The sequence below is a fragment of the Eudoraea adriatica DSM 19308 genome, assembly GCF_000382125.1.
Taxonomy (GTDB): domain Bacteria; phylum Bacteroidota; class Bacteroidia; order Flavobacteriales; family Flavobacteriaceae; genus Eudoraea; species Eudoraea adriatica.
On record NZ_KB907551.1, the window covers coordinates 118862 to 130799 of the forward strand.

At 37.7% G+C, this 11938-nt stretch carries 12 protein-coding genes and 1 tRNA gene; 7 read left to right on the plus strand and 6 right to left on the minus strand.

Annotation, left to right across the window (positions count from 1 at the left end; all coding sequences use genetic code 11):
- Positions 1 to 81 precede the first annotated feature (81 nt).
- The 4 genes from G504_RS0114175 to G504_RS0114190 are packed head-to-tail and all read left to right on the plus strand — an operon-like array spanning position 82 to position 4316.
- Positions 82 to 1143, plus strand: coding sequence for a Gfo/Idh/MocA family protein (locus tag G504_RS0114175; protein WP_019670854.1), 1062 nt, complete (start codon positions 82 to 84; stop codon positions 1141 to 1143).
- A gap of 53 nt (positions 1144 to 1196) precedes the next feature.
- Complete coding sequence (locus G504_RS0114180) at positions 1197 to 2675, plus strand: acyl-CoA synthetase (RefSeq protein ID WP_019670855.1); 1479 nt, start codon at positions 1197 to 1199, stop codon at positions 2673 to 2675.
- A gap of 1 nt (position 2676) precedes the next feature.
- Entirely contained in the window at positions 2677 to 2799 is a 123-nt protein-coding gene (locus G504_RS20085; protein WP_019670856.1) for a hypothetical protein, read from the plus strand.
- On the plus strand, positions 2799 to 4316 hold the full coding sequence (locus G504_RS0114190; RefSeq protein WP_019670857.1) for a sodium:solute symporter family transporter: 1518 nt from the start codon (positions 2799 to 2801) through the stop codon (positions 4314 to 4316). The genes G504_RS20085 and G504_RS0114190 overlap by 1 nt, the downstream gene beginning before the upstream one ends.
- 43 nt (positions 4317 to 4359) lie before the next feature.
- Here the strand turns inward: G504_RS0114190 and G504_RS0114195 are convergent, their stop codons facing one another.
- From G504_RS0114195 to rpiB, 3 genes are read right to left on the minus strand one after another with little or no spacing between them, the layout of a single operon-like run.
- Complete coding sequence (locus G504_RS0114195; RefSeq protein WP_019670858.1) at positions 4360 to 4800, minus strand: GNAT family N-acetyltransferase; 441 nt, start codon at positions 4798 to 4800, stop codon at positions 4360 to 4362.
- A gap of 3 nt (positions 4801 to 4803) precedes the next feature.
- A complete protein-coding gene (locus G504_RS0114200) occupies positions 4804 to 5715 on the minus strand; it encodes a cation diffusion facilitator family transporter (RefSeq protein ID WP_019670859.1) in 912 nt (303 codons plus the stop codon).
- Between the two features lie 9 nt (positions 5716 to 5724).
- Complete coding sequence (rpiB, locus tag G504_RS0114205) at positions 5725 to 6156, minus strand: ribose 5-phosphate isomerase B (protein WP_019670860.1); 432 nt, start codon at positions 6154 to 6156, stop codon at positions 5725 to 5727.
- A gap of 616 nt (positions 6157 to 6772) precedes the next feature.
- On the opposite strand from rpiB, the gene rnr reads away from it, so the two are divergent.
- The 3 genes from rnr to G504_RS0114220 are packed head-to-tail and all read left to right on the plus strand — an operon-like array spanning position 6773 to position 10382.
- Complete coding sequence (gene rnr / locus G504_RS0114210) at positions 6773 to 8962, plus strand: ribonuclease R (protein ID WP_026348594.1); 2190 nt, start codon at positions 6773 to 6775, stop codon at positions 8960 to 8962.
- Positions 8963 to 9018: 56 nt separating this feature from the next.
- Positions 9019 to 9699: a head GIN domain-containing protein gene (locus G504_RS0114215; RefSeq protein ID WP_019670862.1), complete on the plus strand. Its 681-nt coding sequence runs from the start codon at positions 9019 to 9021 to the stop codon at positions 9697 to 9699.
- A gap of 17 nt (positions 9700 to 9716) precedes the next feature.
- Positions 9717 to 10382, plus strand: coding sequence for a LysE family translocator (locus tag G504_RS0114220; RefSeq protein WP_019670863.1), 666 nt, complete (start codon positions 9717 to 9719; stop codon positions 10380 to 10382).
- A 79-nt stretch (positions 10383 to 10461) separates the two neighbouring features.
- Here the strand turns inward: G504_RS0114220 and G504_RS0114225 are convergent.
- From G504_RS0114225 to G504_RS0114235, 3 genes are all read right to left on the minus strand, one after another.
- Positions 10462 to 10535 (minus strand) — tRNA-Cys (locus tag G504_RS0114225).
- A 47-nt stretch (positions 10536 to 10582) separates the two neighbouring features.
- Positions 10583 to 10942, minus strand: a complete 360-nt coding sequence (folB, locus tag G504_RS0114230; RefSeq protein WP_019670864.1) for a dihydroneopterin aldolase — start codon at positions 10940 to 10942, stop codon at positions 10583 to 10585.
- 45 nt (positions 10943 to 10987) lie between these two features.
- Positions 10988 to 11929, minus strand: a complete 942-nt coding sequence (locus tag G504_RS0114235) for a PorP/SprF family type IX secretion system membrane protein (RefSeq protein ID WP_019670865.1) — start codon at positions 11927 to 11929, stop codon at positions 10988 to 10990.
- Positions 11930 to 11938: the final 9 nt, after the last annotated feature.

Sequence of the window (11938 nt, forward strand, 5' to 3'; positions counted from 1 at the left end):
ATCAAATATATAAAAAGTATGCTATTTTTAAACTTTGGGAATAATGGCTGTCTTTGAGCCTTTGCATAAAAAGAACTCTATATGGAAAAAATAAAAATTCTGGTTGTGGGTTGTGGAAATATGGGAACAAGCCACGCCCGCGCATACAACAAACTACCGGGGTTTGAAATTGTTGGTTTAGTAAGCAGAACGCCGCAAAGCCGGGAGCGACTTTCTGATGAACTCGGTGGTCTGCCTAAATTTGATGATTTTTCGAAGGCCCTGTCTGCTACCAGGCCTCATGCAGTGGCAATAAGCACTTATCCTGATACCCATGCAGCTTATGTAAGAGAGAGTCTTGAGGCCGGGGCACATGTGTTTGTTGAAAAACCTATAGCCCTAACGGTTGAGGAAGCCGAAAAACTTGTTGCTTTGGCTAAATCAAAAAATAAAAAATTGATGGTTGGCTATATCCTGAGGGTTCACCCTGCGTGGACCAAATTCGTGGAAACAGCACAATCCCTTGGAAAGCCCCTGGTTATGCGCATGAACCTTAATCAACAAAGCTCTGAAGGCCAGTGGTATACACACAAACAACTAATGGAATCTATGTCACCAATTGTTGATTGCGGAGTGCATTATGTTGATATTATGTGTTTAATGACCGGAGCAAAACCCCTAAGTGTAAGTGCCATCGGTGCCCGGCTAACAGACGAAATAAGTTCTGATATGTATAATTACGGACAGCTGCAGGTTCGTTTTGATGATGGTTCTGTTGGTTGGTATGAAGCTGGCTGGGGCCCTATGATCAGTGAAACTGCATTTTTCGTAAAGGATGTTATTGGTCCGGGCGGCTGCGTTTCAATTGTGGACGAAAAAAAGGGAGATTCAGATGATATTGAAGGACATACCAAAACCGGAGGTTTAATTTTACATTTCAGTGAATTGGATTCGAACGGTAAATTTATGAAGAAGGACAAAATAATCAATACAGAAGATGAGCCCGATCATGATGGCTTATGCCTTCTGGAACAGGAGTATTTCTTAAAATCTATTCAAAATGATCTAGACCTGAGCAATCATTTATCAGATGCGGTTAACAGCTTAAAAATAGTTCTTGCAGCGGATAAGTCGTTTAGAACAGGGGAAACAGTTCACTTTTAAAAATTTTATTGCTATTTTCCCGGATACTTTGATTCCTTGTGATTTCCAAGAGCATGATTGAACTATTTCAAAAGGCAAAATTACATAAAGACAGGGCTGCAATTGTTTCTAACGAAAACACCTATTCCTATGCGCAATTGCTGGATAGATCATCGGTTGTTGCCGCAAACCTGTTAAACAAATTGCCAGATTTAAATGAAGCCAGCATAGCCTTTTTAGTGCCTCCATCTTTCGAATATGTAGCTGCACAATGGGGAATATGGGCTGCTGGCGGAATGGCTGTCCCATTATGTGTGCAGCATCCCCTGCCATCTATGGAGTATGTCATAGAAGATTCCGGTTCTAAAGTAATACTGGTACATGAGGATTTTCAGGAAATGCTTCAGCCGCTGAAAGCAAATCCGGATTTGTCCATTATTCCTTTAAAAGAAGTTTTTAAAAAGAATTCTTCTCCATTACCGGACATTGGATTGCATAGAAGGGCTATGATGTTGTATACAAGCGGCACCACAAATAAGCCCAAAGGTGTGGTAACCACTCATGGTATTATTAAATCACAGATTGTTACTCTTGTTGAGGCCTGGGAATGGGAAAAAGAAGACTATATTTTAAATATTCTCCCTTTACACCATGTTCATGGCATTATAAACGTTTTGAGCTGTGCGCTTTGGAGTGGTGCATGTTGTGAGTTTCACGCTAAATTCGAGGCAAAAGACGTATGGGACACTATTTTATCTGGAAAAATGACTCTTTTTATGGCTGTCCCAACGATCTACTATAAATTAATTAACTATTGGGAAAGTGATAATAAAAAGAAGCAGCTTAAAATGTCTGAAGCAGCGTCTAGGTTAAGGCTTATGGTTTCGGGCTCTGCCGCGCTACCTGTTCCTGTTCTGGAAAAGTGGAAGTCTATTACCAGCCATACCCTTTTGGAGCGTTATGGAATGACCGAAATTGGGATGGGGCTTTCAAACTCATACAGGAATGAGAGAAGACCCGGATATGTTGGACTCCCCCTGCCTGGTGTTGAAATGCGCCTGGTGGATAAGGACAACATCCCGGTTACTGAAGAGTTGCCCGGAGAAATTCAAATAAAAGGGCCTTGCGTTTTTAAGGAATACTGGCAAAAAGAAGAGGCCACAAAAGAAGCCTTCACTAAAGATGGCTGGTTTAAAACAGGCGATATTGCTATGTTGCATAATGGGATGTACAAAATTTTAGGTCGAGATAGTGTGGATATAATTAAATCCGGGGGCTATAAAATTTCCGCGCTAGAGATTGAAGACGTCCTGAGGGGGCATAAAGACATCGATGATTCTGCAGTAATTGGCCTGGAAGATGAAGAGTGGGGAGAAGTGGTAGCCGCTTGTTTGGTGTCAGGAAAAAATACAATGGACTTTGATGAAATTTCGAAATGGCTCAGGGCCAGATTGCCTGCTTATAAGATACCCCGAAAATATGTCCTTCAGAAGAAGCTCCCGAGAAATGTATTGGGTAAAGTAACCAAAAAAGAACTTAAATCACTTTTTTAATATGGATTTTCTAAGTCTGTTCCCTTATATAGGTATTGTTTTACTGGTAATTATAAATGCCGTTCTCGTAATGAAAAGAGATATTAAAGTTGACCGCAGCGGGGACGACATCCAAACCAAGTAATGGATTATATAAGAGAACATTATTTAACGCTTCTGCTAACTTCAATTTATGTTGCGGGTTGCCTGTATATCGGATGGCATTTTAAGAAGAAGGCAAAACGAGGTGTTGAAGGGTATTTTGTGGCGAAAAGGGAAATTCCGGGTTGGGTTATTTCGCTGGCTTTTTTCTCTACTTCAGCCAGTACCAACACTTATATCGGCCAGGCCGGTATTTCATTTGAATACGGTCTTTCCTGGGCATGGATGGGCTTGATATGGACATTTTTTTGCGTAATTTCCTGGCAGCTTTTAGGGCCAAGAATGCGTTATCAAACTGCTCGTTTAAATTCTTATACCATCCCGGATTATTTTCATTTGCGCTATAAAAGCAACCTGGCTAAAAGCATCCGCGTTTTATCTGCGTTTATTATCCTGTTTGCAACAATTTGGTATATGGTAGGTATTGCCAAGGGCTGTGCCCATGTTCTTACATCTGTTTTAGATATTACATATGAATACGGCGCTTTTGCAATTATCTTTATTACCTGTGTTTATACCATTTGGGGCGGTATGTATAGTGTTTTGTGGACAGATGCCATACAGGGAATAATTATGTTTGGTGTGGCCATTCTAATGTTGATGATTCCTTTTATTTATTTGGGTGGGGTTGATAATGTAATGGAGAGCATTTCCATGACGGAACATCTTACTAAATCTGGCAAGCCAATAGGTAACGGGCTGGTTGTTTTTGGCAAGCTGGTTTCCTTTCTCTATATATTGGGAATAGGCCTCTCTATTGGAATGAAGCAAATTTCGGAACCAAAAAATCTTATTCGTTTTTATTCTATCAATAATGCAAAAAGCATGAAATTCGCCATGATCTGGACTCCTGTTTTTTTAGGTGTTTCTCTGGTTTGCGTAATGGGGCTTGGTGCTTTGGTTCACGGGATGACAACCGTTGAGGAAGCAAATTATCTCATAAATAACACCGATGAGGTGATTGGTTTTATGCTAAACAAGTTTGATAACCGGCTTGTTAGCGGTATTTGTGTAGCCGGTTTATTCGCTGCCGGCATGTCTTCTTTGGCATCTGTTATAATTATTATTGGAACCGCATTTGTAAATGATATATGGCATGCTGTAAAGCCGATGCCGGTTGCTAAAATTATTCCACGAACAAAATGGGTAATGGGTATCTATTGTTTGATGGTATATATATTTACTTTATACCCAATGGCTGGAATCGTGGAGCTCACCGCATTTGCAGGGGCTGTTTTTGCAGCGAGTTTCTTCCCTGCAATATTTGGAGGTCTTTATTTTAAATGGGGTACAGATCTCGGTGCCATTTCTTCAATGGTTGTAGGCATGCTGGTAAATATCATCTGGCGTTTTGGGTTTCGGTTCAACTATCCTGCACTGGAGGATGTGCACGAGATTATTCCTGCATTTTTGTTTGCCCTGATAACCTATTTTGTCGTTAGCTTATTGAGCAAAAACCGAAGGCCCGATGAAAAGCACCTTTCTAATGTTTTTGACTAATAATTACTGATACAAACAGCTTATACTATTTAATAATGCCGGATTACCTTTTTATCATCAATATGTGCGGGATATCGTCTTCCAGATAAGTTTCTCCGGTCGCCATAAAACCAAGTTCCTCATAGAATTTCTGCAAATAGGTCTGTGCTGACAAGTGAATGGTGGTTTCCTTAAAATTATCCTCAATTGCTTTAATTGAAGCTAGCATAATCTCCTTCCCATAGCCTCCTTCTCTCATGGGTTTCTCTACCACAACACGTCCTATGCTTGCCTGGTCCATATAATCCCCCGGTTTGAAAATTCTGGTATAGGCTATTATTTCATTTTCCTTTGTGCCTATAACATGGAGCGCCTTTATGTCTTTGCCGTCCATATCCTGGTATACACAATTCTGTTCGACCACAAAAACCTCTGTCCGCAACTGAAGAATCCGGTATAATTCCAGATTACTCAGTTCTTGAAAGGTTTTGATTTTGATATTCATGGGTTAATCCTGCACGATTACTTTTTTGCTGTCGCATTTGCCAAATTCAGGCTGTATATTCAAGTGGTTTATGCCAAATTTATGGTAGGCTTCTTCTTCTATTTTTTCCAATATCCTGTCAAATTCTGATAAGGTAATATCTTCGTCAAAATCAATGTGTGCTTCCAGGTGTACCTCATCCTCGTTAAGTTGCCAGATATGTACATGATGTACATTTTTCACCGGTCGTATTTCTGTTATTGCTGATACAATTTGCTCAACCTCAATTGTGTTAGGGGTAAAAAGCATTAGTACCCTGGTAGATGACTTCAGTAAATCATACCCCATATAAACAAGGTATAGGGCTATTAATATGGTTAAAACAGGATCTACCCAGTAAAGTGCATAAAACTTCATCAAAAGCCCCCCTATTAAAACCGCAACAGACGCCATCATATCTGTAAATAAATGAAGGTATGCAGATTTCATGTTCATATTTGCTTTTGCGTCCTTCTTAATTAGAAGAACACTAAATCCGTTAGCTATTATACCTAACAAGGATAACCAAATAACCAGGTTTGATTCAATTTCAACAGGATTTACAAATCTTTCGATAGCCTCTTTCACCAGGATTATAGAAACAATGATCAGGGTTGAGGAATTCACAAAAGCTGCTATTATTTCTGCTCTCTTATATCCAAAAGTCTTGTTTAAAGAAGCTTTCTTTTTTGCTAATAAATTAGCCACATAGCTTATAATCAGAGAAAGGACATCGCTGAAATTATGGAGTGCGTCTGATAATAAAGCGAGACTTCCGGATAATATTCCTCCCACGACCTGGGCCAGGGTTATTAAAATATTAAGGAGTATTGTAATAAAAAGGTTTCTTCCTTTTAAATCTTTATGGTTATGAGAGTGGGAGTGTGAATGGCCCATATTATTGTTTTAAGAACAGGGTATTTTTTCTATTCGGCGTTCATGTCTTCCCCCTTCGAAATTTGTGCTGAGGAAAATCTTCACCATATCCAAAGCCTGAGAAAGGGAAATAAAACGGGCAGGAAGACTTAGTATATTTGCATTGTTATGTTCCCTGGCTAATGCTACTATTTCCCTGTTCCAGCAAAGTGCTGCCCTAACCCCCTGGTGTTTATTAGCCGTCATGCTTGCGCCATTTCCGGTTCCACAAATTATTATTCCCAGATCTGCACGGTTAGTTTCTACGTCAGATGCAACAGGGTGTATAAAATCCGGATAATCAACACTATCTGAACCATCGGTCCCATGATTCACTACTTCTATATTCATTGACTTTAGAAGACCTACAATTGCAAGTTTATATTCTGTGCCGGCGTGGTCATTACCAATTGATATTTTCATATACTAAGGGTATTTACAATTAATACAAAGTTACAAATACCTTTGGGAAACCTGATCTTTAAGTTTGTTAACAACTAACTATTTTATAAAAGCGTAAGTGTTTGGGTAAGAAGGTGTTGTTTAATTATAGGATTTGTTAATAACCATAGGATAAATAATAAGTATTATGTTTTGGTTTCTGCTTAAAAAAACGATCTACAAAACCTCCTCGTTATTAAGAAAAATTCTTCTTAATATTTAATAGAAAGATATTAAAGTTAAATACCGTGGAAATTAACAGAAAAGAAGAATTTAGTTGTAAGTAATTAGTTGTTGATACCTGTTATTAATAGCCGTGTATAAAAAAGTTAACTTATTGATGTTTAGATGAAATAATGAAAATTCAATTGTCAATAAACTCTTCTTTCTGTTCATAGCAACTTTTACTTAAAGTTTTTATAAGCAGTATTAACAAACCATAATCATCATCAATTTTTATATAAATTAATTAAAGAAAATATTAATATATTAATAATTGTTGATATGTTATTTACAGAATTTAAAGGTTTAAATCTGTTATTATGGATTAAGTGCTATGGATTATAATTCGTACTTTTCCATGCAAATTAAGAATTTAATGTCGAAGAAAAAGAAAAGGGCTAAAAGCCATAAAAGAAATGAAATTACAAAGGGTATATTCTCTGTCCTTGAGAAAGAACCTTCGAAGAGTTTTAATTATAAGCAGATAGCTTCAAAGCTTGAGTTGCTTGATACGGAAAACAGGAATTTATTGATTAGAAGATTAGGCGAATTAAGAAATGAAAAACGAATACTTGAAAATGCAAGGGGTAAATACCAGGCAATGTCTAATGGAACCTTTTATCAGGGAAAAGTTGATATTACTGCAAGAGGAAATGCATATGTTGTTGTAGATGAATTGGATAGCGACATCTTTGTTTCTTACAATAGACTTAACAGGGCTTTTCATGGTGATATTGTTGAAGTAGATATATTTAAAAAGAAGAGCAGCAAGAAACCTGAAGGTGAAATAAAAAGAATACTGGAGCGAAAAAAGAAAAGATTTGTAGGTATAGTAGATTTACAAAAGAAATTTGCTTTTGTCAGACCTACAGATATAAGAATGTATACAGATATTTTTATTCCACTTGAAAATATAAGCAAAGCAAAGAATGGAGAGAAAGTGCTTGTAGAAATTATGGAGTGGCCGGATAAAGCGGAATCTCCCAATGGTAAAATAATTGAAATACTGGGAAAACCCGGAGACCACCATACAGAAATCCATGCCATATTGGCTGAGTATGGATTGCCTTCTGCATTTCCGGATGAAGTGGAGATTTATGCCAACTCTTTAGATACTTCAATAAAACAGGAAGAAGTTTTAAAAAGAAAAGACTTAAGAGAATTCCTGACATTTACTATAGACCCGAGGGATGCTAAAGATTTTGATGATGCTCTGTCTTTTGAAGTACTGGATAATGGTAATTTCTCCATAGGAATTCATATAGCAGATGTTTCTCATTATCTAAAACCGGATAGTATACTGGAACAAGAAGCATACGAAAGAGCGACCTCGGTCTACCTGGTAGACAGGGTTGTACCTATGTTACCTGAAATTTTATCGAATAACGCCTGCTCCTTGCGTCCGCAAGAGGATAAATATACATTTTCAGCAATTTTTGAAATGGATGTATCTGGTTCAGTAAAAAACCAATGGTTTGGACGTACGGTAATAAACTCGAACGAAAGATTTGCTTATGAGGAAGCCCAGTATATAATAGAAACCGGAAAAGGATCAATACCTGCGTCCGTTTCAATAAGAAATAAAGCTTATTCAGTTAATGAAGAAACTGTTAATGCAATTAATACCTTAAATAGCTTAGCTAAGAAAATGAGAAGCAGAAGAATGGATTCCGGAGCTATTTCATTCGATAAAGTAGAAGTTAAATTCAATCTTAATTCAAAAAATGAACCGGAGGGCGTTTACTTTAAGGAGGCTAAAGATTCGAATAAATTAATTGAGGAGTTTATGCTCTTAGCCAATCGCAAAGTAGCAGCATTTATTGGTATGCAAAAACCAACAAAAACCTTTGTATATAGAATTCACGATCAGCCGGATGAAGAAAAATTATTAGCTTTAAACAGCATTATTTCACGTTTTGGACACAAGCTTAACCTTAAGGATAAAAAAGCTGTTAACAGCTCTTTAAATAAGCTCCTGGAGGACGTTAAGGGTAAGAAAGAACAAAATCTTGTAGATACCTTAGCGATACGCAGCATGAGCAAGGCTATTTACAGTACGAATAATATTGGGCACTATGGTTTGGCATTTGACTTTTATTCACATTTCACATCCCCTATCAGGCGTTATCCGGATGTAATGGTACACAGGTTGCTGCAACATTATTTGGAAGGCGGGAAATCTCCCAGCAGTGAAATCTATGAGGAAATGTGCAAACATTCTTCAGATATGGAAATTTTAGCCTCCAGTGCCGAGCGCGATTCAATTAAATACATGCAGATTAAGTTCATGCAGGATCACAAGGATCAGGAATTCAAAGGAGTTATTTCCGGAGTTACTGAGTGGGGAATTTATGTTGAGATAATTGAGAATAAATGCGAAGGAATGGTTCGAATTCGGGATATAAAGGATGATTATTATACCTTTGATGAACGGGAATATGCAATAATTGGCGAACGTACCCATAAAAAGTACCAGCTGGGAGATATTGTTGTAGTGATGGTAAAAAGCACGGATTTAGTAAAACGCCATCTTGATTTCTCACTTTTAGGAAAACCGGAAGAATAGCTAATTTTTGGAATAGAATTTGTTTGTTCTAAGGGATAAACACTAAAACCAACATAATGAAACAAGTAATACTTTTTGTTTTTTTCCTGTTTCTTATGCAGATCGCAAGACCACAGGATGGGAAAATTAGTATGAATTTGACTGATTTTACTGAGGTTAAGGCGTTTGATGGAATATCTGTAAACCTGATAAAATCAAATGAAAATAAAGCCGTAATCAAAGGAGCGAATACGGATAATGTGAAGTTTGTAAATACAGATGGCATTCTTAGAATCCGGATGGAAATAACAAAAATTTTTAGTGGATACAGGACCTTTGTAGACCTTTATTACACAGATAATTTAATTGTAATTGATGTTAATGAAGACGCAAGAATTACTTCTGATGATACCTTTAACCAGGAGGTTATTGAATTAAAGGCCCAGGAAGGAGGAGAATTAAAAATAAAAGCAAGAGTAGAACAAATGTTGATCAGATCTGTTTCCGGGGGGGTTATTACCGCAACCGGGGAATCAGATGTGCAGGATGTTGCAATTAATACCGGCGGCTCTTATCTGGGCAGGGATTTTAAGACAAAATTTACCACCGTAAATGTAAATGCGGGATCCAGCGCAGAGATTTTTGCCTCAGATTATGTCAAAGCCAGCGTAAAAGCCGGAGGAGAAGTTTTAGTCTTTGGAGACCCTGCCAAAATGGATGAAAAAACCGTATTTGGAGGTAAAGTAACAAGAATGTAAAGGAATTCTATAGTTTAATGATAGAAGATATTCAGGCAGCCATACCGCTGGGTTTTTTGTTGGCCTTTATGATTGGCCCTGTTTTTTTCGTACTTCTCGAAACAAGTGCAACCAAAGGTTTCAGGGCAGGTTTGTTTTTTGATCTGGGTGTTATTTTGGCGGATATTATTTTTCTTACAATAGCCTATTTCAGTAGTTTTCAATTACTGGAAAACTTAAGCAATGAACCCGGTTTATATGTTTTTGGAGGGGTAATTCTTCTTATATACGGCCTTACTACATTCTTTAACAGGGAGTTTGTAAAAGGAAGGACAGATATAAAACCCAGAAAAGGGGGCTACTTAAGCCTTTTCATTAAAGGGTTTCTGCTTAATTTTATAAATATTGGGGTTCTTGTGTTTTGGCTGGGTGTTATTATAATTGTTGGCCCAAGCCTGGACAACAACTCTAACAGAATTATTGTTTTCTTTTCCACAATGCTAGGCGCCTACTTAATTACGGACGTTTTCAAAATTTTGCTTGCAAAGCAACTTCGGCGCAAACTAACAACAGAAAGAATTCGTTTGGTTAAGAAGGCCCTTGGTATTGTGCTGGTTATATGCGGGCTTGTACTTATTTTTAAAGGCTTTCTCCCCAAGGACAAACTGAACATAGAAAAAGGAATTGAATATATAAGGGAATAAAAAACAGTCTGTTCACGAATAATTTTTGTACTAAAAATCATATAGAAACGAAAAAACCCCTCATAATTTGAGGGGTTTTTGGAGGCATCGAGCGGATTCGAACCGCTGTACAAGCTTTTGCAGAGCTGTGCCTAGCCACTCGGCCACGATGCCATTTAAAGGCGCAAAGGTACTATTTTTTCCTGCTTAGAAAAAAAATCTTATATTCTCTTTTTCTTTAGTGTAACCGTAACCATTTCTACATCCCCGTTAATTGGCGGATTTACTTTTGATACCGAAACCAATGCTTTGGTAACACTTTTCATTTCTTTAAAAATTCGATCTATTATTCTTTTTGATACATGTTCCAGCAGCTTCGAACTGATTTTCATTTCTTCCTTTACAACCCTGTTGATAAATACATAATCCACAGTATTTTCTAAATTATCCGAAAGACTTGCTTTTTGTAGGTCTGCGAAGATTTTTACAGTTACCAGGTAGTCACTGCCGATGATGCTTTCTTCTTTCAGGCAACCATGATAGGCATAGACCCTTATATTGCGTAGTGTTATTTTACCCACCTTCTAGTATGTTTCTGCAAACTTAACCTAAAGACGCGAGAATTTTTAATAAGTACACCTGCAATTGCTAATACCCTGGAAAAGATCTACTCCAATCGTAATTACATGCGTACCGGTACTGAACCCCAGGATCTCATTTAATATGATCTGGTAGGAGTACCCGAAATAAAAATTACTTTTCTTAAGCCCTATTAATGGTGCAATATATAATGGGCTACCCACCTGATCATTCAGAAAACGATAGGTTACACCCGCATAGTAATAATCTTCAAAATCGTACCACCTGAATTTTGCATTCAAATCCGTCACGGATCGCCCGTCACTTTCAAACCACTGAAAGAAAACAGAAGGCTCTATTTCAAAATTGCTCTTTTTCTTACTGAACCTGTAGCCGGTATAGAAATAATAATTTCTCAATTGGTTAGGCTCTGATATAGGATTAAACTTTTTTAGGTCCTTATTTAAAATATTGGAAGCGTTTAAACTAACAAAAAACTTATTTTTTCTATACAACACACCTATATCAAAATTATGGTTTGTCGTAGAGCGGTCATCCGTAACACTGGGGTCCAGGCCATCAAAATTTTCAATATCTATCCTGAACTGGTTGAAGTTATAAGAAAGTCCAAAGGAAAGGAATTCATCTTCATACCTGTCCAGGGTAAGGTGGTGTGCAAAAGACAACCTTGCCCCTCTTTGTTTGGTTTCTCCATTACTGTCATTATAAAGGATCATTCCCACACCGGAGCGGTTCCCGATCCTGCCATCAGCAGCCAGAGACTGGGTATCCGGAGCATCTTTTATCCCTACCCACTGGGTAAGACCATTGATCCGCACTTTAATATAGTCACCTATCCCTGCATAGGTTGGCGATATAACAAAGGGGTTATCTGCTAAATACTGTGACAATTGCGGGAGCGTAAGCTCCTGTGCATGCGAGGCAAACGCACACAACAACAGTATTAAACATAGCAATCTCTTGCGCATAATTCTATT